Origin of the sequence: Sulfitobacter sp. THAF37 (assembly GCF_009363555.1) — a bacterium.
Taxonomy (GTDB): Bacteria; Pseudomonadota; Alphaproteobacteria; order Rhodobacterales; family Rhodobacteraceae; genus Sulfitobacter.
In genome coordinates, this window is sequence record NZ_CP045372.1 from 2,761,595 (window position 1) to 2,787,353 (window position 25,759).

The following is a 25,759-nucleotide window of genomic DNA, read 5'->3' on the forward strand; positions in this document are numbered from 1 at the left end:
ATGACGGAGCAGAGCAAAATCACGCTGTCGGGCGTGCCCGAAGGTTTCGATGCCCGCGCGGTGCTGGACGAGGTCGCCAAAGGCGGGCCGGTGCTGCATGTGGCGCGCGACGACAAGCGGATGGCGGCGATGCGGGCGGCGCTGGCGTTTCACGCGCCGGAGATGCCGGTCATCCTTTTTCCGGGGTGGGATTGCCTGCCCTATGACCGGGTTTCGCCCCATGCGGACATCTGCGCGCAACGCATGGCGACGCTGGCGGCCCTGGTCCACGGCATGCCCGAGAGCTTTGTGCTGCTGACCACCATCAACGCCGCCACCCAGCGCATTCCCGCGCGATCGGTGCTGCGCGAGGCCGCGTTTTCCGCCCGCGTCGGCAGCCGCATCGACGAGGCGGGGCTGCGCGCCTTTCTGGTGCGCATGGGGTTCGTGCAAAGCCCCACGGTGACGGAACCGGGGGACTACGCGATCCGGGGCGGGATCATCGACATCTATCCGCCGGGCGATCTGGGGCCGGTGCGGCTGGATCTGTTCGGCGACGTTCTGGACGGCGCGCGCCGCTTTGACGCGGCGACCCAGCGCACGACGGACACGTTGGAGGTGGTCGAACTGGCCCCGGTGAGCGAGGTGATCCTGGACGAGGCCGCGATCACGCGGTTCCGGCAGAATTACCGCATCGAGTTCGGCGCGGCGGGCACGGACGACCCGCTCTACGAGGCGATCAGCGCGGGCCGCAAGCATCAGGGGGCCGAGCATTGGCTGCCGTTCTTCCATGACGGGCTGGAGACCCTGTTCGACTATCTGCCGGGGGCCACGGTGACGCTGGACGATCAGGTGACACCGGCACGGCTGGCGCGCTGGGACAGCATCGCGGACCAGTACGAGACCCGGCGCATCGCCATGTCGAACCGGTCGAAGATGGACAGCGTCTACAAGCCCGCGCCGCCCGAGGGGCTGTACCTGGACGATGACGCCTGGCTGATGGCGACGCAGGACCACCGGGTGATCCAGTTCATGCCGCTGCCGCAGCCCACGGGGCCGGGAGTGCTGGACGCGGGCGCGCGCATCGGGCGCAGCTTCTCGCCCGAGCGGCAGCAGGAATCGGTCAGCCTGTTCGGCGCGCTGGCCGATCACATCCGCCGCAAGCTGGACGAGGGGCCGGTGCTGGTCGCCAGCTATTCCGAAGGCGCGCGGGAACGTCTGACGGGCCTGATCGAGGACGAGGGACTGGCCGAGGCGATCCCGGTCGGCAACGCCACCCGCATCGGCAAGCGCGGTCTGCACCTGGCGGTCTGGGCGCTGGAGGCGGGGTTCGAAGCCCCGTGGGCGGCGGCGGGGCCGAAGGGCCGGATCACGGTGATTTCCGAACAGGATGTGCTGGGCGACCGGCTGATCCGCGCGCCGCGCCGCAAGCGCCGGGCCGAAAACTTCCTGACCGAGGCGCAAAGCCTCAGCCCCGGCGACCTGATCGTGCATGTGGACCACGGCATCGGGCGCTATCACGGGATGGAGGTGATCACCGCCGCCGGGGCGGCGCATGAATGCCTGCTGCTGGAATATGCCGAAGGGTCCAAGCTGTATCTGCCGGTCGAGAACATCGAACTGCTGTCGAGATACGGCCACGAGGAAGGGCTGCTGGACAAGCTGGGCGGCGGTGCCTGGCAGTCCAAGAAGGCCAGGCTGAAGGAACGCATCCGCGAGATGGCCGACCGGCTGATCCGCATCGCGGCGGAGCGCGCCCTGCGCAAGGCCCCGGTGCTGGAGCCGCCGGTGGGTGCCTGGGACGCATTCGCGGCACGCTTTCCCTATACCGAAACGGACGACCAGCTGCGTGCCATCGGCGATGTGGTGGACGATCTGACCAGCGGCAATCCGATGGACCGGCTGGTCTGCGGCGACGTCGGCTTCGGCAAGACGGAAGTGGCGATGCGCGCGGCCTTTGTCGCGGCGATGTCGGGCGTTCAGGTGGCGGTGATCGCGCCCACGACGCTGCTGGCGCGGCAGCATTACAAATCCTTTGCCGAACGGTTTCGCGGTTTTCCGGTGCAGGTCCGGACCCTCAGCCGGTTTGTCTCGGCCAAGGAGGCGGCGCTGACCCGCGACGGCATGGCCAAGGGCACCTGCGACATCGTCATCGGCACCCATGCGCTGCTGGCCAAGGGGATAAAGTTCAAGAACCTCGGGCTGCTGATCATCGACGAGGAACAGCATTTCGGCGTGACCCACAAGGAGCGGCTGAAGGCGCTGCGCACGGACATCCATGTGCTGACCCTGACCGCCACGCCGATCCCGCGCACGCTGCAGCTGTCGCTGACGGGGGTGCGCGACCTGTCGATCATCGGCACGCCGCCGGTGGACCGGCTGGCGATCCGCACCTATGTCAGCGAATTCGACGCTGTCACCCTGCGCGAGGCGCTGCTGCGCGAACATTACCGCGGGGGACAGTCGTTCTACGTGGTGCCCAGGGTGTCCGACCTGGCGGAGATCGAGAATTTCCTCAAGGACCAGCTGCCGGAGCTGACCTATGTCGTGGCCCACGGCCAGATGGCGGCGGGCGAACTGGACGACCGGATGAACGCCTTTTACGACGGCAAGTTCGACATCCTGCTGGCCACGACCATCGTGGAATCCGGCCTCGACATCCCCACCGCCAACACGATGATCGTGCACCGGGCCGATATGTTCGGTCTGGCGCAGCTTTATCAGATCCGGGGGCGCGTGGGCCGGTCCAAGACGCGGGCCTATGCCTATCTGACGACAAAACCGCGCGCCAGGCTCACGGCGACGGCGGAAAAGCGTCTGCGGGTGCTGGGCAGCCTGGATTCCCTGGGCGCGGGGTTCACGCTGGCCAGCCAGGATCTGGACATTCGCGGCGCGGGCAACCTTCTGGGCGAGGAACAGTCGGGCCAGATGCGGGATGTGGGGTTCGAACTCTATCAGTCGATGCTGGAAGAGGCGATTGCCAAGATCCGCGCGGGCGAGATGGAGGGGCTGTCGGAGGCGGACGAGCAATGGGCGCCGCAGATCAACCTCGGGGTGCCGGTGCTGATCCCCGAAGAGTATGTGCCCGATCTCGACGTGCGGCTGGGGCTGTACCGCCGCCTGTCGGAGCTGACGACGAAAGTGGAGCTGGAAGGCTTTGCGGCGGAACTGATCGACCGGTTCGGCAAGCTGCCGCGCGAGGTCAATACGCTGATGCTGGTGGTGCGGATCAAGGCGATGTGCAAGCGCGCGGGCATCGCCAAGCTCGACGGCGGGCCGAAGGGGGCGACAATCCAGTTCCACAACGACAAGTTCGCCTCGCCCGAGGGGCTGGTGGCCTTTATCAAGGACCAGCGCGGGCTGGCCAAGGTCAAGGACAACAAGATCGTGGTGCGGCGCGACTGGAAGAACGACGCGGACAAGATCAAGGGGGCCTTTGCCATTGCCCGCGACCTGGCCGAACATGTGATCGCCAAGGAAAAGCAGAAGTCGGGAAAGCCCAAAGCGTCCTGACCTGCCGCGGTGGTGCGTTCGGTCGCTATTTGGCGATGGCCACGCCGCTTTCGCTGCGCGACAGCAGCAGCATCAGGGCCGAGGCGGCACAGGCCATGACAAAGATCGCGCCGAACAGCAGCGACGCATCGCCCTGGAACATCATTGCCACCGGCGAGGCGATGAGCGCCGCAAGCACGGTCGAGACCGAGCCGATGATCGACGCCGCCATGCCCGCCATATGGCCCATCGGCTCCATCGCGATGGCGTTGAGGTTGCCCAGCGTCAGCCCCGCCTGGGCAAACAGGCACAGCTGCCAGAACAGGAACAGCCCGAACCCCATGGGGTTGGCCGGGTCGGCCAGACCCGAGAAGAACAACGCCGATGACAACACAACCTGGCCGGCCAGGGTGATGCCGACCAACCGCCGCATGCCCAGACGTTCGACCAGCAGCGCGTTGAGGATGCTGGAGCCGCCCGCCACCAGTGCGATGGCGCCGAACCAGTAGGGAAAATTCTCGGCCCTGTCATAGAACTGGGCATAGACCGGCTGGATCAGCATCAGCGTGGCAAAGAGCATGGCCATCGCCAGCGATTGCACCAGCACCGATAGCCGGACGGTCCGGTGGCTGGCGATCTCGCGCACGGCGGCAACCATCAGGCGCATCCGCAGAGGGCGGCGGTATCGGCTCGGCAGGGTTTCGGGCAGGCGCAGGGCCATCCATATTACACTGACGGCAGAGAAGGCGACGAAAGCCAGGTAGATGCTGCGCCAGTCCGACAGGTCGATGATCAACTGCCCCATCGCCGGGGCAAAGGCTGGCACCAGGGTAAAGATCAGCATGATGAAAGACACGATCTTGGCCATTTCACGCCCGGTGAACAGATCGCGCACCACCGCGATGGCCACCACGCGCGGCCCCGCGGCGCCCAACCCCTGAAAGACGCGGGCCACCAGCATCAGCTCAAGCGAATTGCTGGCCCAGGCGACGATGGTGGCCAGGATGTAGAGCGCGACGCCGCCGAAGATCACAGGCCGTCGGCCAAAGGCATCCGACAGCGGGCCGGTCACGAAGGTACCGACGCCCATGCCTAGGACGAAGGCGGCCAGGATCAGGGGCGCGCGGTGCGCCAGCTCCGGCGCCAGTTCATGGGCGATTTCCGGCAGTGCCGGCAGCATGGCATCAATCGAAAAGGCGATTGTCGCGAACATCATGGCGATCAGGGCGACGAATTCCGCCCGGTGCATCGGCAGTTCTTGTGTCTGCTCTTCCACGCATTGCTCCGAAAACCGCGCCGGATCAATATCTGACGCCAAATAGCGTCTTGATAACTCATGGTTGCAGTTGCGACAATCCTCAATTGAATTGTGGCACGAATTTACGGCTTTCAGGACGCAAGACGGGCATCCGTGTCCACATAAGGTGCAACCCGCCCTGGCAGCGGCAGCAGCTGTACGATGTCGGCAAGGCTGCCAAGGTCAACCCCGGCGGGCACCGTGCCAAGGGCGAGGGCACTGACATTGTAGTTCACGATATCCGTGCGCAGCTGGTCCCAGCAGTCCTGGCCGATCACGCGTGAGACGTAGCGCGTGCGTTCCAGCCGCATGCGCCGCACCGCGTAGGGTGTGGTCACGGGTCGGCCCATGCGCCGACACAACGCATCGGTGGCGCAGCCGACGATCAGTTCGCGGCCCAATCCGCTCAACCGGCGCAGCCGCGCGGTGCTGTCCGGCCCGAGGTCGTCGAAAACGCCGTAGGTCAGCAGGACGCGGTGCGGGATCGAGGTCACAATCATGCCTCGGTCCGCCCGACCGGCCCGGATTCCTTGAGCCAGATCGCCTGAACCGGCGAGCGGCGGGGCCGGAACACCGGTTGATGGGCAGGCGCGCCGCCCGACGGCGGCGGGGGAAGGATGATGAAAGCCCGTCCGGTATACCAGACGGTATCCCCGTCAGGCGTTGCCTCTTTATCTGCCATTGAACCCGCTCGATCTGTTGTGTGCGGGGTCTTTGCCCCGTTATGACCCGAGGTTAGGCGAGGGGCGGGGCACTGGCAAAGGTCTGTTGCGACAAGGCCGCGCGCTGTGGCCGTTCTGCCATAGTCGGGGGTCAGGAGGCCTCGGTCAGCTCGGCGATGACCCTGGCCCACAGCTCGGGCGGCTGGGCGCCGGGCACGGCGTGCCGGTTGCCCACGATGAAGGTGGGAACGGAATCGATGCCCATCTTGCGGCTGTGGGCGTCCCGGTCGATGATCGCCTGCCGGTCCTCGTCCGTCCGCAGCAGCCGGGCGACGACCGCCGCGTCCATCTCGATGCTGTCGGCGATATCGGCCAGCACCTCGGGATCGCCGATGTCGCGCGCCTCTACGAAATAGGCATTGAACAATGCCGACACGGCGGCGGTCTGACGCCCCTCGATCCCCGCCCAGTGGATCAGGCGGTGGGCATCCAGCGTGTTCGGCGTGCGCCGCATGGCTTCGAAATTGATGCTCAGCCCCGCGTTCTGCGCGTGCTCCACCACCGGCGCATAGGCTTTCACCGCCCCTTCCTTGCCGCCGAACTTGCGCTCCAGGTACGTCCGCCGGTCCATGCCTTCTGCCGGCATGTCCGGGTTCAGCTGAAACGGATGCCATTCGATCGCGAAGGGATGGTCGGGGTGATCCTGCAAAGCGCGGTCCAGACGCGTCTTGCCGATGTAGCACCAGGGGCAGATCGGGTCCGACATGATATCAAGCTTGATTGGGTCCGGCATCTTTCCTCGCCTGGTAATCCGCGCGCAGCTGGCGCCGCTGAAGCTTGCCATTGGCGCCCGTGGGCAGCGCGGCAAGGTGAATGTAGAGGCGCGGCTGCTTGTAGCGCGCCAGCCTGCCTTCGGCATAACGGGCCAGCGCCGCATCGTCCAGTGGGCTGGCGGCGGTATAAAAGGCGGCGATCACGCTGACGCCGGGCTTGACCTCGACCTCCGCCGCGCCGACGCCGGTCACGCCGGGTGCCTCGGCCAGCGCCGCCTCAACCTCCAGCGGCGAGACGCGGAAGCCGCCCGCGTTCATCATGTCGTCGCCCCGGCCAAGGTAGGTGATCTGCCCGTCACCGTCCATCACCCCCTGATCGCCGGTCAGGAACCAGTCGCCCCGGTACCGAAGGGCGGTCTGGTCCGGTGCGCCGAGGTAGCCCAGCATCAGCCCCGGGTCGCTGCGGTGGATGGCGATGGTGCCGGGGGTGCCGGACGGGGCCATGCCGCCGTCCTCCGCCAGGATCGCCACGCGGCGGCCCGGCTGCGGGCGGCCCAGCGCGCCGGGGGCCGCCGGGTGATCCGGGCAGCCCGAGATGAAGGTCGAACATTCCGACATGCCGAAAGCCTCGAACACGGGCGTGCCGGTCGCGCGTTCCCAGTCGGCGCGCACCGCGGGGCTCAGCTTTTCCCCCGCGCTCAGCCCGTGGCGCAGACGGGGCAGATCAATGGTGTCGCGATCCTTGAGCATCTGGCGGTAAACCCCCGGAGCCGCTGCAAAAAGCGTCGCGCCATGCTCAGCCAGCAGTCCCGGCAGGTCGCGCGCCGGCGTGCCGGGGGCCGGGATCAGCGCGGTCGCGCCAAGCGTCCAGGGGTCCATCAGCCCGGTGCCCAGCGTATAGGTCCAGTTGAAAGCCCCCGCGTGCAGCATCCGGTCGTCGGCGCGCAGCCCGTACCAGCCGTCGAACATCATCCGCCGCGCCAGGATCGCGCGATGCGCATGCACGACGGCGGTGGGCCGCCCCGACGTGCCGGAGGTATAGATGACATAGCCCGGCCGCTCCGCGTCCCCCAGGTGCCAGTCCACCGGTGGCAGGTCGCGCATGGCCCGCAGCCCGTCCAGGTCGATCCGCCCGGGGTGCGGCGGACAGGGGACCGATGGGTCGTGCAGCACCGCGGCGGGCGCGAGCCCCGGCAGCAGCTTTGCCACTTCCGCCTCGGTCAGCGCCGCCGCCGTGGGCACCGGCACCAGCCCCGCCGCCAGCGCCCCCAGGTAGGCGATGGGGAAATCCGGCGTATTGCCCAGCCGCAGCAGCACCACGTCGCCCGGCGCCAGACCTGCCCGCAGCAGCCCCGTGCCGGTGCCCCGCACCGCCGCGCGCAGCCGGGCAAAGCGCCAGTCCTCGCGGCCCTCAGGCCCCAGCAGCGACAGCGCGACCTTGTCGGGCGTGTCGCGTCCGGCGCGCAGCACGTAGCGCGCGAGGTTGAACCGGTCTTTCTGGGTTTCCTCCGTCATGCCATGGCGCTAGCCCAGCACGTCGCGCGTTGCAAGCACCATGGAACGGCGCTAATGCAAGGAGATGAACCGCAACGCCAGCCTGATCGAGATTGCCCGCGCCAGCGGAGAACCCGACGTGACCCCGCCGCTCGACCTGGGCGCACGGGTCCGCGACCTGCGCAAGGCGCGGGGCTGGACGCTGGAACAGGCGGCGAAACAGGCGGGGCTGGCCCGCTCGACCCTGTCAAAGATCGAGAACGGCCAGATGTCGCCCACCTACGAGGCGCTCAAGAAGCTGGCGACGGGGCTCGAAATCTCGGTGCCGCAGCTTTTCACCCCGCCCGCGGCGGAAAAGATCAACGGGCGCATGGCGGTCACGCGAACCGGCGAAGGCACCGCCAAGGCCACCGCCACCTACGAACACGACCTTCTGGCCGAGACGCTGCGCAAGAAGCACATGCTGCCCTACCGCGCGCGCATCCGGGCCCGCAGCATGTCGGAATTCGAGGGCTGGGTGCGTCACGATGGCGAAGAGTTCCTCTACGTCCTGACCGGGGTGATCAAACTCTACACCGAATTCTACGAACCGGTCGAGATGCGCCGCGGCGACAGCGCCTACTACGACGCCACCATGGGGCACAACGTAATCTCCACCTCCGCCGAGGATGCGACCATCCTCTGGGTGACGTCGCTGTCGTGATCTTCTTTATGCCCCCAAATACCTCCGGGGTTTGGGGCAGAGCCCCAAGTCATCGGGAATCGAATGCGGCGCAGCCGCCCCTTCGGGTCACTTCGCCGCTGGCGCCCACCACCACACCTCGGGCATGAAGTTCGGCCCGTCCCCGTAGAGCGGGATGTGGTCGGGATAGGTCATCTCGGCCCGGTGGGCGATCAACCCTTCGTCGAACTGCCAGAACGGGATCACGTAGCGCCCGGCGGTCAGCACACGGTCCAGCCCGCGCACCGCATTGGTGAATTCATCCGCTTCGCGGGCGGTCAGCATGGTGTCGATCATCGCGTCCACCGCCGGGCTTTCGATCCCCATCAGGTTGCCCGATCCGGGCTGGGATGCGGCCTGCGTCCCCCAGTAGTACCGCTGCTCGGTGCCGGGGCTGAGCGACAGGGCGCGGCGGAAGGTGGTCATGTCGAAATCGAAGGTCTCCAGCCGTTTGGTCATCTGCGCGGGATCCACCACCTCGACCCGGGCCTTGATGCCCAGCCGTTCCAGCGCCTGGACATAGAGATCGGCGATCTTCTCGGACCCGCCCACGTCCAGACGGCTGCCCTTGGACAGGGTGATCTCCACCTCCAGCGGTCTGCCGCCCGCGTCGCGCATCACGCCGTCCGCAGCGGAATATCCCGCCGCCTGAAGCTGCTTCATGGCCTGGCGGATGCCCGCGCGGTTGCGGACCGACCCGTCGCCCTGTGGCAGCGCGTAGCCGGTCAGCGCACCCTCGGGCAGCGTGGCCTCGAAGGGCGTCAGCAGCGCCGCCACGGGGGCCGGGGCGGGGCCGGGGCGCATCGCCAGATCGGAGTTCGAGAAATACGAAGTGATGCGCGGCAAGGCACCGCCGGTGAGCGTTTCGTTGATATACTCGAAATTGAACGCCCAGATCATCGCGTCGCGCACCCGCCAGTCGTCAAAGGGCGGTCGGCGGGTATTCATCACAAAGCCGGTCATCCCCGACGGCTTGGCGTGGGGAAAGGTGGATTTCACGATCTCGCCGCGCTGGATGGCGGGAAAATCGTATTGCGTGGCCCAGGTTTCGGCGTTGAATTCGCGCACCGCCGAAATCTCGCCCGCCTTGAACGCCTCGAAGACCACATTCGCGTCACCGTAGAAATCCAGCCGGATCTCGTCGAAATTGTTGGTGCCGCGCCGGAACGGGATATCGGCGCCCCAGTAGTCGGGGTTGCGTTCCAGCGTGATGGAGCGGCTGGCGGCGTAATCGGTGATCACGTAAGGGCCGCTGCCCAGCGGCACCTCCTGCAGGGGCGCATTGGCGAAATCCTTGTCCTCCCACTGCGCCTTGCTGAGAATCGGGCGCATCCCCGCCAGCAACGCCAGTTCGCGGTTGTCCGTGTTGAAGGTGATGCGCAGCGACCGGGGGCCGGTCTGTTCGATGGTCTCGATCTGGTTCCACAGTCCGGCGTAGCGCGGGTGCCCTTCGGTGCCGAGCAACTCGTAGGAAAAGATCACGTCCGCCACCGTCAGGGGGCTGCCATCGGAAAACCGGGTCCCCTCGCGCAGGGTGAATTCGACCCAGGACCGGTCCTCGGGCACCTCGACCGATTCGGCCAGCAGACCGTAAAGCGCGAAGGGTTCGTCCCAGGATCGGCCCATCAGCGTCTCGTGGGTGAAAAAGGGCAGCTGCCAGGGAACCGTGCCTTTGCGGACGTATGGGTTGAGGCTGTCGAACCCGCCGGAGTTGCCCAGCACGATCCGCCCGCCCTTGGGGGCTTCCGGGTTCACATAGGGCAGGGACACAAAATCGGGTGGCAGCGCGGGGTCGCCGTACATAGATATCCCGTGCCGTGGCTCCGCCCCGGCGACGGCGGCGCAGAGAATCAGTGAAGAAAACGCCGCAACCGCCGATGGTATCTGGAAAAAATGAGTCAGCATTTTTGCAACAATCCCGCACTGCCCTTGTTTTGTTGGGCCTTGAATAACTGGGGTTCGAGGGCACTTCAAACTTTATGCTTGGCGTAAGGCACGAGATTGCTTATACATAAGTCACTGCTCGATAGGTTTCTTGCCTGTATGAAACCTGCCTCAATAACTTAACGCCAGCTTCGTGCTGGCGTTTTTTTTTGGCCTTGCGGGTGCCGGCGGCGGGGCGGGCGGGCTGACAGCGCGCTCCGAGGTTTGTGATCCGTCGCCGCCGCGCTATGCAGGGTGAAACATTCCGGCGCGCCGTGCGTTTCCTTTGCAGTTGCAGCATGTCAGGATGCGGCGCAGCATTCCATCAACAGGAGCTTTCATCATGCCTTATACCATCGACCTTTCGGGCAAGACCGCCGTCATCAGCGGGTCCAACTCCGGCATCGGGCTGGGAATCGCCTGGGAACTGGCGCGGGCGGGGGCGGATGTGGTCCTGAATTCCTTTACCGACCGGGACGAAGACCACGATCTGGCCCGCGAGATCGCCAAGGAGACCGGCGTGACGGCGCGCTACATCAAGGCGGACATGTCCAAGGGCGACGCGTGCCGCAAGCTGATCGCCGACGCGGGGCGGTGCGATATTCTGGTCAACAATGCGGGGATACAGCATGTGGCCCCGATCCCGGATTTCCCGGTGGAGAAATGGGATGCGATCATTGCCATCAACCTCAGCTCGGCCTTCCATACCTCTGCCGCGGCCCTGCCGCTGATGCGCAAGGCGGGCTGGGGCCGGGTGATCAACATCGCCTCGGCCCACGGGCTGACGGCGTCGCCGTTCAAGTCGGCGTATATCGCGGCCAAGCACGGGATCGTCGGCCTGACCAAGACCACCGCGCTGGAAACGGCGGAAGAGCCGATCACCGCCAACACCATCTGTCCGGGCTATGTGCTGACACCGCTGGTGGAAGCGCAGATTCCCGACACGATGAAGGAATACGACATGTCCCGCGACGACGTGATCAAGAACGTGATGCTGAAACGCCAGCCCAGCAAGGAGTTCGCGACCGTTGAACAACTGGGCGGCACGGCGACCTTCCTGTGTTCGGACGCGGCGGCACAGATCACCGGCACGGCGATCAGCGTGGATGGCGGCTGGACCGCGCTTTGATGGCGCAGGGCAGCGGCAAGAAGAAGCGGATCAACCTTGCGCTTCAGGGCGGCGGCGCGCATGGCGCCTTTACCTGGGGCGTGCTTGAGCGGTTCCTGCAGGACCCGGAGCTGGAAATCTGCGGCATCTCCGGCACCTCGGCGGGGGCGCTGAACGGCGCCGCGCTGAAGGCCGGTTATGTCGCGGGCGGGGTGGAGGGGGCCCGCGAAAACCTTGCCTGGCTGTGGCAGCAGGTTTCAGGCATGGCGGACCTGCGGCTGCAATCCTGGATGGCGCCTTTTGGCATCGGGGCGGTAAGCCAGGCGCTGGAATATTCCTGGCCCGTGGCCGTTGGCGATGCGGTGTCGAACATCACCTCGCCTTACGTGTATGGACCGTTCTATCGCAATCCGCTGACCGACATCGTGGCCAAGATGGATTATGACAACGTCTGCAACGGGGTGGCGCCGTTGCTGTACATCTGTGCAACGCGGGTGCGCAATGGCAAGATCCGGGTGTTTTCGGGCGATGAGATCGGGCCGGAGGCGATCATGGCGTCGGCCTGCCTGCCGACCGTGTTTCAGGCGGTCGAGATGTACGACGCCGAGACCGGGCAGGTGGAGGCGTTCTGGGACGGGGGATACACTGGAAACCCCGCGCTTTTCCCGTTGTTTGACAAGGGCTTGCCCGACGATATTGTGGTGATCAACATCAACCCGCTGGAGCGTCACGACCTGCCGCGCACGCCCAAGCAGATCCAGAACCGGATCAATGAAATCAGCTTCAACTCCAGCCTGCTGCGGGAACTGCGCGCCATCGAGTTCGTGCAGCGCCTGATTGACAGTGGCCGGGTCCCCGAAGGCGCCATGAGCCGGGTCCGGGTGCACATGGTGGCGGATGACGACCTGATGGAGAAGCTGTCTGTGGCGACCAAACTGGTGCCGCTGCCGTCGGTCATCGCGACCCTGTATGCGGCCGGCCAGGAGGCGGCGGACCGCTTTCTGGCGGCACACCGCGACAAGATCGGGGTAGAGAGCAGCATCAATCTGCCCGAGATGTTCGGCTGAGGGTCGGGGCTGTCCGGTCAGCTACGGGCGTCCGGAAAGGCGTCGGGCAGGGCGGATTTTTCGGACCGGTCGGGCGGATAGACCAGACCGGCGGAAATCACCAGTTTCGCGGCGTCTTCGACCGACATGTCCAGTTCGATCACGTCTCTCTTTGGAAAGAACAGCAAAAAGCCCGACGTCGGGTTCGGCGTCGTGGGCACGAAGACGCTGACCATTTCGCCGGAAGAGTCCGATTTTGCTGCAACTTCGCCTTTGGCCATGGTCGAGATGAAGCCAAGCGCCCAGATCCCCTTGCGGGGGTATTCGATCAGGCAGGCGGTTTCGAAGCTGCGTTCGGACTGGGCAAAGATCGTCTCGGAAATCTGTTTGATCCCGGAATAGACAGTGCGCACCACCGGTGTCCGCTCGACCAGGCTTTCGGCAAAACGGATCAGCGACCGGCCGATGATGCCCTTGGCCATCCAGCCGACGATGATCGTGAAGATCAGGAAGATGACAACGCCCAGGCCGCGCACGTTGATCTGCAGGTCGGGGTCCAGCCCCAGAAAGTCCTGAAGCATCCGGTCGGGGTGATAGGCCTGGGGGACCAGCGGCAGCACGAAGCCGTCGATCCATCCCACCACGGACCAGATCAGCCAGATGGTCAGGCCCACGGGCGCGATCACCACGAGACCGGTCAGAAAGGACGCGCGCAGGCGTGCGACCAGTCCGGGACGGCGGGGTTCAGATGTATTGATGTCGAATGGCGTATTCATGAAAGGCCCCGGCAGGATCGCGCCATAGCTAAGGTGTTTGCAAGGCTGCGACAATGCCGGACGCGCGTTTTCCGCGCAGATTAGGTCCTGTCGCCCAGACTTTATGCGGGCGGCTGGTTGATCCTGGTGGCGATGCGGGCCGCCAGACGGGCATTGTTGCGCACGAGTGCGATGTTCGCGGTCAGCGACCGGCCTTCCGTCAGCTCGAAGATGCGTTGCAGCAGGTAGGGGGTGACGGATTTGCCGCTGATTCCATGCGCGGTGGCGTCGGCCTGGGCCTGGGCGATGACCGGGGCCATTTCGGCGGCGGGTATCTCGTCCGCAAGGGGGATCGGGTTGGCCACCAGTTGCCCGCCCGGCAGGCCGAGGGCTGCGCGCATCTCGTGGGCACGGGCAATCCCGGCGGGGTCGTCCATGCGCAGCGGTGCCTTGAGCGGCGATGACGCCGACCAGAAGGCGGGGAAACTGTCCTGGCCGAAGGCGATTACCGGCACGCCCTGGGTTTCCAGCACCTCCAGCGTCTTGGCCACGTCGAGAATCGCCTTGGCCCCGGCCGCGACCACGGTGACGGGGGTCTGGGCCAGTTCCATCAGGTCTGCGGAGATGTCAAAGCTGTTTTCGGCGCCCTTGTGCACGCCGCCGATCCCGCCGGTGGCAAAGACGGCAATCCCCGCCAGATGTGCTGCGATCATGGTGGCGGCGACGGTGGTGGCCCCGGTGCCGCCGCGGGCGATGCAGACGGCCAGGTCGGCGCGGCTGAGCTTGGCGACATTGCGCGCCTGTGCCAGGGCGTCGAGCTGGCCGGGGTTCAACCCGATGTGCAGCTGTCCCTCCAGCACCGCGATGGTGGCCGGGACCGCCCCGGCGGCGCGGATGTCGCTTTCGACCTGGCGGGCCACCTCGATGTTCTGGGGATGGGGCATGCCGTGGGTGATGATGGTGCTTTCCAGCGCCACGACCGGCGTGCCCGCCGCGCGGGCCTCGGCCACTTCGGTACTGTAGGTCAGGGGCAGGGTCATATGCGGGTCTCTCCGGAAACGTAAAGGGCGGTGGCGGCAAGCGCCTGGTGCAGCGCCGCGTCGGCAAGCACGCCGCCGCGTTCTGCCGCGATATGGGCGGCCATGAAGGTATCGCCCGCGCCGGTCACGCGGGCCACCTGCACGGACGGCGGTGTCTGGGTCAGCATGCTGTCCGGGTCGGCCACCGTGGCGGGGTTGCCGCCGTCCGTGACCACGGCACGGGCCGCCCCGCGCGCCAGCAGCCCCGCCGCCGCCGCGCGGGAATCGCTGAATTCGGCCTGGCACAGCAGACCCGCTTCTTCGAGGTTGACATAAAGCGTTCCGCGTCCCGCCTTGACGAAGGGCCCCAGGCGCAGCGCCTTGCCGGGCGAGGCCGGGGCGACGCGCAGATCGGCATGGGCCAGCAGCGGGCTGTCGGCCATGCGGTCGAGCAGGTCGATGGTCAGGTTGCCGTCAAGCGCCACCGCCCCGGTATAGGGCTGCGGCAGGCGTCCGTCGGACAGCGGCCCGAGGATCTTGTCGCCGGCCGCTTCGAGGGAATGGGCATCGGCGATGGCGGCGATCAGCCCGTTGGCCGCTTCGACGGCCATGTAGCGGTCGGTGGGCAGGTCGTCCGAGCGGTAGATCAGGTCGGTGATCAGCCCGCGGGCCGCGCAGGCGGCGATCAGCTCATCGCCCTCGGGGTCGCGGCCCACTGCCGACAGCAGCGCGGGCGCAAGTCCGAAGCGCGACAGGGCCATGCCGATGTTCAGCGCCACCCCGCCGGGCAGGCGGCTGATCCGCCCCGGCATGTCAAAGCCCTGTCGCATGGGCTTGTCGCAGCGGCCGATGATGTCCCACAGGACCGAGCCGATGCACAGAATGTCGGGAGAATGCGATGCCGTCATGGCATCGGTTTACCCGCGCTCCGGCGGCGGGCGCAAGACGTTATGCCGCCGTCATTGCGGCACTTCGAAGCTCAGCGCCGCCCAGAGCGTTTCCCAGACCGGCGCATCTTCGGTTTCGCCCGCGTCCGGGGCCTCGCGCAGGACCACGGCGTCAAAGAGATATTCGTGACCGGGGGTGACGGGAATCCGGGCGATGCCTTGCGCGTCGGTGCGGTGCAGGGTGATGCTGACGCTGTCGTCGGGCGCGCGGTCAAAGACCTCGACCTGCGCGTCGGGGCGGGGGGCGCCGCCGTAGGTCAGCTTGACCTCCATCGGGCCCTGGAACTCTGCATCATAGGGGTTGGTCAGCGCCGTGAATTCGGTCGCAAGGCCCACCGTCTGGTCGGCGCCAGCACCGGTTCCCACCCCGATGAGCGCCTTGACGTGGCGGGTATAGCGTTCGCGCACGCGCTCCTTGCTCCAGCCGTTGGCTTCGTGCGTGGCCAGGGCGTCCGCGAAACCCTTGTGCTCGGTGAAGCGGACGAACTTCTCCCACTCCCGGTAGGTCACGTATTGCGGTGTCGATTCGTAGACCACGGCCACCAGCGCATCGTCGACCGGGGCCTCCACGTTCAGCGCGGGGCGGTCGCCCGCCCGGGGCTTGAGCCGGGTGCCCACGCCATCCGCGACCATCACGTAAAGATGGGTGCTTTTGTTGAAATGGGAGAGCGTGTTGCCGATGAATTCCTCACCATTCTTGAAATCGCCCTGTATGGTGCCGCCATTCTCGACTTGATAGTCGAGCGGTTCGATCCAGAATTCATGGGACAGGGCCGGTGCCAGAGGCAGGGCACAGAGGGCGGCGGGCAGAAGAAGTCGGGACAGGTACATGCAACACACTTTCACTAGGATGCTTTCAAAGCTGGCAGCGACACTGCTTTTGTCAAGTGCGCTGATAGTGCTGGCGCTGCGCGCGCAGGCGCATGAGCTGCAACCGACGATTGCGGATCTCACGGTGAACGGCGACACGGCCGAGCTGGTGCTGCGCATCAATCCGGATGCCTTTCTGGCGGGCATCGACCTGGACGGCATGGACGATACCGACAACGCGGAGAATGCCGAAAGCTATGACACCCTGCGGGCCCTGCCGCCCGAACAGATCGTCACCCGGCTGCCGGCGCTGCTGGAGCGGTGGAACGCGCTGCCGCTGCTGAGCGCCGACGGCGCGCCGGTGCCATTGCGCAGCGCGCGGATCCGGATGGACGAGGACATCGGCCCCGAATTCGCGCGGCTGGCGGACTGGACATTGCGCGGCACGGTGGACCCGAGGGCCGAGGTGGTGCAGGTCAGCTGGCCGGACGGGGGCGGGGCGCTGGTGTTGCGCCAGCAGGGGGTCGACGAACCCTTTACCGGCTATCTCGACGGGGGCGACAGCAGCCCCGAGATCGCGCTGCAAGGCGGTGCCGAGCAGAGCGGGCTGAGCACCTTCATCGGCTACATCCGGGTAGGGTTCGATCACATCCTGCCCAAGGGGCTGGATCATATCCTGTTCGTGCTGGGGCTGTTCCTGTTGTCGACGCAGCTGCGGCCGCTGGTCTGGCAGGTGTCGGCATTCACCCTGGCGCATACGGTGACGCTGGCATTGGGGGCGCTGGGGCTGGTGCGGGTCCCGGCCGAGATCGTGGAGCCGCTGATCGCCGCCTCGATCGTCTATGTCGCCGTCGAGAACATCTTTTTCCACCGGCTGAGCCGGTGGCGGCCCCTGGTGATTTTCGGCTTCGGCCTGCTGCACGGGCTGGGGTTTGCGTCGGTGCTGGGAGAGTTCGGGCTGCCGCCCGGCCAGTTCGTCCCGGCGCTCATCGGGTTCAACCTGGGCGTGGAGCTGGGTCAGCTGGCCGTCATTGCCCTCGCCGCGCTGTTGCTGTGGGGGGCGGTTCTGGCGGCGCGGCGGGCGCAGCTGGAAGGGCAGGAAGAGCTGGTCACGGAATACCCGGTGATGTTCCGTGCCGTTTCGGTAACGGGGTCGTTGCTCATCGCGCTGATCGGGGCGTATTGGGTGGTGGAGCGCGTGTTGCTGTAGCGCGCCCCCGCGGTCCTGCGGTGTTTCAGCCCATGTCGGCGATAAACCCGCCCAGGGCCGCGACGGGATCCTCCGCCTTCCAGATTTCGTCACCGATGCCGAAGAAATCGGTAAAGGGCGCCAGGGTCCGCACCATCTGCGCGTCAAGCGCGCCTTCGGCCACCACCGGCACTTCGATCACTTCGGACCACCATTGGAAAAGGGCGGTTTCCGCATGGCTGCCGTCGCCCAGCGCCGAGGGCTGCACGGGGCCGAAGCTGATGTAATCGGCGCCCGCTTCGCCGGCGGCCATGCCTTCGTGCTTGGAGGGGCCGCAGAAGCTGCCGACGATGGCGTCCTCGCCCAGTTCCTTGCGGGCGTGGCGCACGCTGCGGGCGGCGTCGTTCAGGTGGACGCCGTCCAGCCCCAGCCGTTCGACCATCAGCAGGTGGTCCGAGATCACCAGCGCCACGTCGCGGGTATGGGTCACGTCGCGCAGGGCGTCGGCGGCGCGGGACAGGCGGTCTTCGTCGCGGGTGGACAGGGCCAGCCGGACACAGGCCACCGGATGCGCATCGAGCACCGAGGCAAGGCGGTCGGGGAAGGTGCCCAGTTCGATTTCAGGCGGGGTGATCAGGTAGATCTGCGGCTTTTCCGGGGTGTCCATCGCGGCGGTCCTTTGCGGTCTCTGGCGGTCTGGGTACCCCAAGCCGCAGGGAAATGAAAACCTTTCTTGCGGGGCGGCGGAGGCGCCGGTAAGAGGCCCGCATGAGCCAGCCCGTCAGCCCCCCGTCCATCCCGGCCTTTGTGCTGGTGCGCCCCCAGATGGGCGAGAACATCGGCGCCGCCGCGCGGGCGATGTGGAACTTCGGGCTGGATCACATGCGGGTCGTGGCACCGCGGGACGGCTGGCCGAACCCTTCGGCGGTGGCGATGGCCTCGGGCGCGGGGCGGCTGCTGGACGCGGCGCGGCTGTGCCCGGATCTGCCCGATGCGCTGGCCGACTGCGATTTCGTGCTGGCCACCACCGCGCGGGGGCGCGACATGACCAAGCCGGTATACGCCCCCGAGGCGGCGATGTCCGAAGCCGCGCGCCGCATTTCCGAAGGCCAGCGGGTCGCGGTGATGTTCGGGCCGGAGCGCGCGGGGCTTGAGAACGAGGACGTGGCGCGGGCCAATGCCATCGTGTCGGTGCCGGTGAACCCTGCGTTCCCCTCGCTCAACCTTGCGCAATGCGTCTTGCTGATGGGATACGAATGGCGGCGTGCCACGGCGGAGGTCGCGGCGGTGACGACCGAAATGGCGGGCACCGACTGGGCCAGCGGGCAGGAGGTCGAGCACCTGGCGGCGCATTACGAGGACCGGCTGGAGGAGGCTGGTTTCTTCTTTCCGGCGCACAAGGTCGGTTCGATGAAGCTGAACCTGCGCAACATGTGGTCGCGGATGCCGATGACGCGGGCCGACGTGCAGATGCTGCACGGGATGATGCGCCAGATGGTGCGCTGGAAGGAGCGGGGGGAGTAGGCCGGACCGGGTCGGGCGATGCCGTGCCGGGAGGATGCGGCGGCGGTTTCGATCTCCATCGGGCCAGCCGGGGCGAACTGCCGTCAGCGAGGATACTACAGTCTGTACCGATGACGTCGCGTACAACGATGATGTCGCGTTCAACGATGACGCCGCATGCAACGATGACGTCGCGTGCAACGACGGCGTCGCATGCACCGATGACGCCGCGTGCAACGATGACGTCGCGTGCAACGATGACGTCGCGTGCGGGATCACATGTCCATGAAGACATGTCAAAAATGACATGTCTTCATGGACATGTGTCTGTCCGACATGTGTCTGTCCGGCATGTGTCTGTCCGGCATGTGTCTGTCCGGCATGTGTCTGTCCGGCATGTGTCTGTCCGGCCTGTGTCTGTTCGGCATGCGTCTGTTCGCGACAGGTGGCGTGGCTGTTCTCGCGCTGTTGCGACGATCGCACACATTCATTTCGGACAGTAATTTCGCACCGCAACGCCCCGGGCACCCTGACGATCAGAATGCGTCCCTGCGGCCCCTGCGCCGCGTTGGGTTCCATGTGCAGCGTCGCGCCCCTTCGGGTTGTGGATGATCCGCCCGGCCTCACTGCCCGTATACCGCCACGGGTCACATCCCGTTCCCAAGGGTGCGACACCGGACCCCGCCGCGAAACGCCGTGCCGCACTGGACCTTGCCCGCTGCGTGACCTACCAAGACACCAACCAGCAACCGAGGCGGAATATGGCTGAAAAACGCAAGTTGTTTGAAGACGTGGCCGAAACCGGTCCGACACGGCCCGTGGTCCAGACCGGGGTCATCGACAGGGGCAGGGGCGCCGGCCGCCGTGCGATGCGGATCTGGCTGATGGTCCTCTTTGCCCTCGTCTTTGTCATGATCGCGGTGGGCGGCATGACCCGGCTGACCGATTCAGGCCTGTCGATCACCGAATGGCGGCCCGTGACCGGGGCGCTGCCGCCCCTGAGCGAGGCGCACTGGCAGTCGGAGTTCGAGAAATACCAGGCCATCGACGAATTCCAGGTTCAGAACTCCTGGATGGAACTGTCTGATTTCAAAAGGATCTACTGGTGGGAATGGGGGCACAGGCAGCTGGGCCGCGTGATCGGGCTGGTCTGGGCGCTGGGATACGGCTGGTTCGCCCTGCGCCGACAGGTCCCGGCAGGCTGGCACGGGCGTCTGTTGTTGCTCGGGGCGCTGGGGGGCGCGCAGGGGGCCATCGGCTGGTGGATGGTGTCATCGGGTGTGACCAGCGGCGAAGGCGTGACCGACGTCGCCAGCTACCGGTTGGCGACGCACCTTGGCCTTGCCTTTGTCATCATGGGTTTCATCACCTGGTACATCCTGATGCTGGGCCGGTCCGAGCGCGACCTGATCCAGGCCCGCCGCGCCAAGGAACCGAAACAGTTCGGCATGGCGACGGGGCTGCTGCATCTGGCGTTTCTGCAGATTCTGCTGGGGGCGCTGGTGGCGGGAATCGACGCGGGCCGCTATTTTATCGACTGGCCGCTGATGCAGGGGCAGGTCTTTCCGCCGGACGCCTTCAACCTCACGCCCGCATGGCGCAACTTCTTTGAAAATCCGGGGCTGGTGCAGTTCATCCACCGCGTGACCGGCTACCTTCTGCTGGTGTTCGGCATTGTCGTCTGGTTGCGCGGGCGGCGGTCGGCACATGCGACCACCCGGTTCGCCTTCAACGCCGTGATGGCGGCGCTGGCCCTGCAGATCGTGCTGGGCATCACCACGGTGCTTTATGCCGCCCCGGTTCACATCGCGCTGCCGCATCAGGCGCTGGCTGTCGTGCTCTGGGTGCTGATCCTGCGGGCGCGCTTTCTGTCGGCCTATCCTGTTGCAACATCCCTGAGAGGTAATCGCCCATGACCGCCTATGACGACCTGATGGCCCATCAGCGCGAGACCGAAGCCCTGGCACAGGTGGCCGGGCGTCTGGGCTGGGACCAGGAAACCATGATGCCGCGGGGCGCGGCGGCCCAGCGGGCGGAAGAGATGGCAGCGATGGAATCGGTGTTGCACGCACGCCGGGTGGACCCGCGCGTTGCGGATTGGCTGGCCGGGATCGACGACAGCACACTCGATCCCGTGGGCCGTGCCAACCTGCGCCACATCCGCCGGGACCATGAGCGTGCCACCAAGGTGCCGGCGCAGCTGGCGGCGCGGATTGCCCGTGTCACCTCGGAGGCGCAGGGCATCTGGGCCGAAGCGCGGGCGGCGGATGATTTCTCTGCCTTCGTGCCGACGCTGACCGAGGTGATCGCGCTGAAACGCGAGGAAGGTCAGGCGCTGGCCACGGCGGGCGATGTCTATGACGCGATGTTGCAGGACTACGAGCCGGGCACCACCGGCGACCAGATCGCGGCGATGTTCGACGCATTGCGCCCCGAGCTGAGCGAGTTGCGCGCCGCGGTCCGGGCCGCTGAGGCACCGCCGAAGCTGGAAGGTCTGTTCGACGAAGCCGCGCAGATGAAGCTGACCCGGCATCTGGCCAAGACCTTTGGCTACGATATGTCGATGGGCCGGGTGGACAAGGCGGTGCATCCGTTCTCCTCGGGCTCGGGGCTGGACGTGCGGATCACCACCAGGACCAACCCCGCGGACCCGTTCAACTGCTTTTATTCCACCATCCACGAGGTCGGCCACGCGGCCTACGAGCAGGGAATCGACCGGGCCTTTCTGCTGACCCCGCTGGGCCGGGGCGTGTCCATGGGCGTGCACGAAAGCCAGAGCCGGATCTACGAAAACCAGATCGGCCGCAGCCGCGCCTTCACCGGGTGGCTGTTCGGGCAGATGACGGAGGCCTTCGGCGACTTCGGCATCCCCGACGCCGACACGTTCTACAGGGTCGTGAACCGGGTCAGCGACGGGTACATCCGGACCGAAGCGGACGAATTGCAGTACAATCTGCATGTCATGCTGCGCTTTGACCTGGAACGCGCCCTGGTCTCGCACGATCTGCAGGTGTCCGACCTTGAGGCGGCGTGGAACGACCGGTTCGAAGCCGATTTCGGCTATCCGGTGGACAGACCCTCGAACGGGGTCCTGCAGGATGTGCATTGGTCGGTGGGCCTGTTGGGCTACTTCCCGACCTATTCGCTGGGGAATGTCTATGCCGGATGCCTGCACGAGGCGATGCGCGCGGCACTGCCCAATCTCGATGCCGAACTCGCGCGGGGCGAGACGGGCAGCGCCACCGGCTGGCTGCGCGCGGCGGTCCAGACCCACGGCGGGCTGATGGAACCGCGCGAGGTGATCGAACAGGCCACCGGGCATCCGCCGTCCGAGTCGCCGCTGCTGGGCTATCTGCGCAGGAAATTCTCTGGAATTTATGGCCTGTAGGTCCCGATGAGCATTTTTTCGCCAAGTATGTCCTAATAAATGTGCGGCAATTCGGTATCAGCAGGTGCAATCGGCCGTTGAATTGAATACAGGACTTTCAGTGCCTTTTGATACATGCCATAAGGGCTGTGAACAGAAATACTCTTGGGAGTTTGGTCCAGATGAAGAAGATTTTCGCACTCACCGCAGCTGTCGCGATGACCGTCGCCGCAGGTGCCTCCGCACAAACCACCACTCAGGCCGCAGTTCTGGGTAACTCCGGCGTTGAGGGCTACCCCACCAACGTTCAGGGTACCAATGGCCAGATCTACGCCTGCACGGCACCCACAACCATCGACGGCGTACTTGCGCGTCGTTGCATCCAGCCTAGCGGTGGGTCGCTCTTTGATGCCGGTGCCGGCCTTGGCACTGGTGCTGCTGTCGCAGGCGCAGCTCTGGCGCTGATCGTCCTGGCCGCCAATGACGGCAGCTCGGGCACGACCACGACAACGACCGTAGACTAATAAGTCAGCCGCCGCCCCAAGCGGGGCGCGCGCGCGAAGCAGATGAAACCCCCGCGCAGATGAGTGCGGGGGTTTTTTCGTGCCGATTCAGGGGTTTCAGCCGTTTTACTTTTCAGCCGTCTTACGGCGTGACCGTTTGCCGATCAGCCGCCGCGCCCAAACAGACGCAGACAAAAAAGCGCCCCCGACCGGGACCGGAGGCGCGTTTTTCTGCTGTCCGGGTGATCCGCCGACGCTTGCCGCCGGACCCCGCAAGGATCAATCGACCGGTGTTTCGGTGCCGTCGTCGTCAACATCCGCATCGCCCTGGTCCGCGATCCATGCGACGCTGACGACCTCTTCGCCCTTGCCGGTGTTGAATACCTTTACCCCCCCGGCGGAGCGGGACCGGAAGGAGATGCCATCGACGGGGACCCGGATCGACTGCCCCTTGGAGGTGGCCAACATGATCTGGTCGTCCATCTCGACAGGGAAGGAGGCGACGATGTCGCCGGTCTGCATCCGCTTGTCCCAGGCTGTGACACCCATGCCGCCCCGGCCGCGCAGCGGATAATCGTGGGACGAGCTGAGTTTGCCCGCGCCCCCGGCGGTGATGGTCAGGATCAGGTTCTCGGCCTCGGACATCTCCACGTACCGCTCCATCGGGAGGATCGCGTTTGCGTTGCCTTCGTCTTCATCCTCGATCTCGGCGTCGTCGGCAATGCCAGCCATGGCGCGGCGCATCTTGAGATAGGCGGCGCGTTCGTCCGAGGTCGCGTCGAAATGGCGGATCACCGACATCGACACGACGCGGTCGTTGCCCGCAAGCTTGACCCCGCGTACCCCGGTCGACGCGCGGGAGTTGAAGACGCGCACGTCATCGGCGCGGAACCGGATCGCCCGCCCGGAATTGGTGGTCAGCATCACGTTGTCGTCGTTCGACGCGATGCGGGCATTGATCAGCTTCCAGCCCTCGCTTTCGCCCTCGAACTTCATCGCGATCTTGCCGTTCGATTTGACGTTGGTGAAATCGGAAAGCTTGTTGCGCCGGACGGTGCCGTGGTCGGTGGCAAAGACGACCTGAAGATCGTCCCATTCGTCCTCGTCCCGGTCCACCGGCATGATCGCCGCGATGGAGACCCCCGTGGGGATGGGCAGGATATTGACGATCGCCTTGCCCTTGGAGGTGCGGCTGCCCTGCGGCAGGCGCCAGGTCTTGAGCTTGTAGACCATGCCTTCGGTTGTGAAGAACAGCAATTGCGTATGGGTGTTGGCCACAAAGAGCGTGGTGACAACGTCATCCTCTTTCAGCCCGCCGCCCGACAGCCCCTTGCCGCCGCGGCGCTGGCTGCGGAAATCGGCCAGCGGGGTCCGCTTGATATAGCCGCCCGACGTCACGGTCACGACCATGTCTTCGCGTGCGATCAGGTCCTCGTCCTCCATGTCGCCGGACCAGTCCACGATCTCGGTGCGGCGGGGGACGGCGAAGAGGTCTTTCACCTCGCGCAGCTCGTCGGCGATGATGCCCATGATCCGCTCGCGCGAGCCGAGAATCTCAAGGTATTCCTTGATCTTGCCAGCCAGTTCTTCCAGTTCGTCGGTGACTTCCTTCACGCCGATCTGGGTCAGGCGCTGCAGCCGCAGTTCCAGAATCGCCCGCGCCTGCGCTTCGCTGAGGTTATAGGTGCCGTCGTCGTTGGCGGTATGGGTCGGATCGTCGATCAGCGCGATATAGGGCAGGATGTCCTGCGCAGGCCAGCGCCGGGTCATCAGCTTTTCGCGCGCCTCGGCGGCGTCGGCGGAGCTGCGGATGGTGGCGACCACCTCGTCGATGTTGGTCACTGCCACGGCCAGACCGCACAGGATATGGCTGCGGTCGCGCGCCTTGCGCAGCAGGTAGGCGGTGCGCCGCGCCACCACGTCTTCGCGGAAGTCGATAAAGCAGGTGAGGAAGCGGCGCAGCGTGAGGGTTTCGGGCCGTCCGCCGTTCAGCGCCAGCATGTTGCAGCCAAAGGACGTCTGCATCGGCGTGAACCGGTACAGCTGGTTCATCACCACCTCGGCGGTCGCGTCGCGTTTGAGTTCGATCACCACGCGCACACCGTTGCGGTCGGATTCGTCCTGAACGTGGGCAATCCCCTCGATCCGCTTTTCACGGGCCTGTTCCGCGATGCGTTCGATCATCGTGGCCTTGTTCACCTGATAGGGGATTTCGTCGATGACGATGGCCCAGCGGTCCTTGCGCAGCTCTTCGACGCGGGTTTTCGACCGCACGATCACGCTGCCGCGCCCTTCCAGATAGGCCTTTCGCGCACCGGACCGGCCCAGCATGATGCCCCCCGTCGGAAAATCCGGGCCGGGCACATAGTCGATCAGCTGCTCGGAGGTCAGATCCGGGTCTTCGATCAGGGCAAGACAGGCGTCGATCACCTCGCCCAGATTGTGCGGCGGGATGTTCGTGGCCATGCCGACCGCGATGCCCCCCGCGCCGTTGACCAGCATGTTCGGGAAACGGGCGGGCAGGACCGAGGGTTCCTGCTGCTTGCCATCGTAGTTGTCCTGAAAATCGACGGTTTCCTTGTCGATGTCGGCCAGAAGATAGGCTGCGGGCTTGTCCATCCGCACCTCGGTATAGCGCATGGCCGCGGGGTTGTCCCCGTCCATGGAGCCGAAGTTGCCCTGACCGTCGAGCAGCGGCAGCGACATGGAGAAATCCTGCGCCATGCGCACCAGGGCGTCGTAGATCGCGCTGTCGCCGTGCGGGTGGTACTGGCCCATGACGTCGCCCACCGGACGGGCAGACTTGCGGTAGGATTTGTCGTGGGTGTTTCCGGTCTCGTGCATGGCGTAGAGGATGCGCCGGTGCACGGGTTTGAGCCCGTCGCGCAGGTCCGGGATGGCGCGGCTGACGATGACCGACATGGCGTAATCCAGATAGGACGTGCGCATCTCGTCTTCGATGGTCACGGACGGGCCGTCGAATTCGGGCCGCTCTGGCGGCATTTCGTCTTCGTTTTCAGGGGTTTCCGGCGTGTCGTTCACGTTGTCTGCTCTGCTTCTGATGGCGATCTAAATGTTGTGATTTTTTATAGCAGATGGGGCATATCAGGTGCAATGCGGGATACCCCGCGATCTCTGGCAGCCATTGAGACGGAGTGCCAACACACTGTT

At 65.8% G+C, this 25,759-nt stretch carries 21 protein-coding genes; 9 read left to right on the top strand and 12 right to left on the bottom strand.

What is annotated here, in order from left to right:
• Positions 1-3,492 carry a transcription-repair coupling factor gene (gene mfd, locus FIU94_RS13540; RefSeq protein ID WP_152466289.1) on the top strand — a complete coding sequence of 1,164 codons (3,492 nt, stop codon included), beginning with the start codon at positions 1-3 and terminating at the stop codon, positions 3,490-3,492.
• 25 nt (positions 3,493-3,517) lie between these two features.
• Here the strand turns inward: mfd and FIU94_RS13545 are convergent, their stop codons facing one another.
• The 5 genes from FIU94_RS13545 to FIU94_RS13565 all read right to left on the bottom strand — a co-directional run bounded on the left by FIU94_RS13545 (position 3,518) and on the right by FIU94_RS13565 (position 7,718).
• Positions 3,518-4,720: an MFS transporter gene (locus FIU94_RS13545; protein WP_152467059.1), complete on the bottom strand. Its 1,203-nt coding sequence runs from the start codon at positions 4,718-4,720 to the stop codon at positions 3,518-3,520.
• Between the two features lie 140 nt (positions 4,721-4,860).
• Positions 4,861-5,268 (bottom strand): glycerol-3-phosphate cytidylyltransferase, encoded by a 408-nt coding sequence (locus FIU94_RS13550; protein ID WP_152466290.1) that lies wholly within the window; start codon positions 5,266-5,268, stop codon positions 4,861-4,863.
• Positions 5,265-5,450, bottom strand: a complete 186-nt coding sequence (locus tag FIU94_RS13555; protein WP_152466291.1) for a hypothetical protein — start codon at positions 5,448-5,450, stop codon at positions 5,265-5,267. The genes FIU94_RS13550 and FIU94_RS13555 overlap by 4 nt, the downstream gene beginning before the upstream one ends.
• 131 nt (positions 5,451-5,581) lie before the next feature.
• Entirely contained in the window at positions 5,582-6,223 is a 642-nt protein-coding gene (locus FIU94_RS13560; RefSeq protein WP_152466292.1) for a DsbA family protein, read from the bottom strand.
• Positions 6,201-7,718 carry a class I adenylate-forming enzyme family protein gene (locus tag FIU94_RS13565; protein ID WP_152466293.1) on the bottom strand — a complete coding sequence of 506 codons (1,518 nt, stop codon included), beginning with the start codon at positions 7,716-7,718 and terminating at the stop codon, positions 6,201-6,203. Before FIU94_RS13565 ends, FIU94_RS13560 begins: the two co-directional genes overlap by 23 nt.
• A gap of 64 nt (positions 7,719-7,782) precedes the next feature.
• Here FIU94_RS13565 and FIU94_RS13570 point away from each other — a divergent pair, with 64 nt between their 5' ends.
• Positions 7,783-8,400, top strand: coding sequence for a helix-turn-helix domain-containing protein (locus FIU94_RS13570; RefSeq protein WP_152466294.1), 618 nt, complete (start codon positions 7,783-7,785; stop codon positions 8,398-8,400).
• Between the two features lie 87 nt (positions 8,401-8,487).
• Here the strand turns inward: FIU94_RS13570 and FIU94_RS13575 are convergent, their stop codons facing one another.
• Positions 8,488-10,221 (bottom strand): extracellular solute-binding protein, encoded by a 1,734-nt coding sequence (locus FIU94_RS13575; protein WP_152466295.1) that lies wholly within the window; start codon positions 10,219-10,221, stop codon positions 8,488-8,490.
• A 463-nt stretch (positions 10,222-10,684) separates the two neighbouring features.
• Here FIU94_RS13575 and FIU94_RS13580 point away from each other — a divergent pair, with 463 nt between their 5' ends.
• Together FIU94_RS13580 and FIU94_RS13585 are read left to right on the top strand one after the other, a co-directional pair.
• Positions 10,685-11,470 (top strand): 3-hydroxybutyrate dehydrogenase, encoded by a 786-nt coding sequence (locus FIU94_RS13580; RefSeq protein ID WP_152466296.1) that lies wholly within the window; start codon positions 10,685-10,687, stop codon positions 11,468-11,470.
• On the top strand, positions 11,470-12,516 hold the full coding sequence (locus tag FIU94_RS13585; protein WP_152467060.1) for a patatin-like phospholipase family protein: 1,047 nt from the start codon (positions 11,470-11,472) through the stop codon (positions 12,514-12,516). Before FIU94_RS13580 ends, FIU94_RS13585 begins: the two co-directional genes overlap by 1 nt.
• Positions 12,517-12,533: 17 nt before the next feature.
• Here the strand turns inward: FIU94_RS13585 and FIU94_RS13590 are convergent, their stop codons facing one another.
• The 4 genes from FIU94_RS13590 to FIU94_RS13605 all read right to left on the bottom strand — a co-directional run bounded on the left by FIU94_RS13590 (position 12,534) and on the right by FIU94_RS13605 (position 16,047).
• Positions 12,534-13,271 (bottom strand): DUF502 domain-containing protein, encoded by a 738-nt coding sequence (locus FIU94_RS13590; RefSeq protein WP_152466297.1) that lies wholly within the window; start codon positions 13,269-13,271, stop codon positions 12,534-12,536.
• A gap of 101 nt (positions 13,272-13,372) precedes the next feature.
• Positions 13,373-14,290, bottom strand: a complete 918-nt coding sequence (locus FIU94_RS13595) for a pseudouridine-5'-phosphate glycosidase (protein ID WP_152466298.1) — start codon at positions 14,288-14,290, stop codon at positions 13,373-13,375.
• On the bottom strand, positions 14,287-15,177 hold the full coding sequence (locus FIU94_RS13600) for a PfkB family carbohydrate kinase (protein ID WP_152466299.1): 891 nt from the start codon (positions 15,175-15,177) through the stop codon (positions 14,287-14,289). Before FIU94_RS13600 ends, FIU94_RS13595 begins: the two co-directional genes overlap by 4 nt.
• 51 nt (positions 15,178-15,228) lie before the next feature.
• A complete protein-coding gene (locus FIU94_RS13605; protein ID WP_152466300.1) occupies positions 15,229-16,047 on the bottom strand; it encodes a DUF4198 domain-containing protein in 819 nt (272 codons plus the stop codon).
• On the opposite strand from FIU94_RS13605, the gene FIU94_RS13610 reads away from it, so the two are divergent.
• Positions 16,046-17,236, top strand: a complete 1,191-nt coding sequence (locus FIU94_RS13610) for a HupE/UreJ family protein (RefSeq protein ID WP_152466301.1) — start codon at positions 16,046-16,048, stop codon at positions 17,234-17,236. The genes FIU94_RS13605 and FIU94_RS13610 overlap by 2 nt on opposite strands.
• A 25-nt stretch (positions 17,237-17,261) precedes the next feature.
• Here FIU94_RS13610 and FIU94_RS13615 read toward each other — a convergent pair whose 3' ends face one another.
• Positions 17,262-17,882, bottom strand: a complete 621-nt coding sequence (locus FIU94_RS13615; protein WP_152466302.1) for a thiamine phosphate synthase — start codon at positions 17,880-17,882, stop codon at positions 17,262-17,264.
• Positions 17,883-17,983: 101 nt separating this feature from the next.
• On the opposite strand from FIU94_RS13615, the gene FIU94_RS13620 reads away from it, so the two are divergent.
• The 4 genes from FIU94_RS13620 to FIU94_RS13635 all read left to right on the top strand — a co-directional run bounded on the left by FIU94_RS13620 (position 17,984) and on the right by FIU94_RS13635 (position 22,609).
• Complete coding sequence (locus tag FIU94_RS13620; RefSeq protein ID WP_152466303.1) at positions 17,984-18,739, top strand: RNA methyltransferase; 756 nt, start codon at positions 17,984-17,986, stop codon at positions 18,737-18,739.
• Between the two features lie 740 nt (positions 18,740-19,479).
• Complete coding sequence (ctaA, locus tag FIU94_RS13625) at positions 19,480-20,634, top strand: heme A synthase (RefSeq protein ID WP_152466304.1); 1,155 nt, start codon at positions 19,480-19,482, stop codon at positions 20,632-20,634.
• Positions 20,631-22,106, top strand: a complete 1,476-nt coding sequence (locus tag FIU94_RS13630) for a carboxypeptidase M32 (RefSeq protein WP_152466305.1) — start codon at positions 20,631-20,633, stop codon at positions 22,104-22,106. The genes ctaA and FIU94_RS13630 overlap by 4 nt, the downstream gene beginning before the upstream one ends.
• A 161-nt stretch (positions 22,107-22,267) precedes the next feature.
• A complete protein-coding gene (locus tag FIU94_RS13635) occupies positions 22,268-22,609 on the top strand; it encodes a hypothetical protein (protein WP_152466306.1) in 342 nt (113 codons plus the stop codon).
• Between the two features lie 258 nt (positions 22,610-22,867).
• On the opposite strand, the gene gyrA is transcribed toward FIU94_RS13635, so the two are convergent.
• Entirely contained in the window at positions 22,868-25,630 is a 2,763-nt protein-coding gene (gene gyrA / locus FIU94_RS13640) for a DNA gyrase subunit A (protein ID WP_152466307.1), read from the bottom strand.
• Positions 25,631-25,759: the final 129 nt, after the last annotated feature.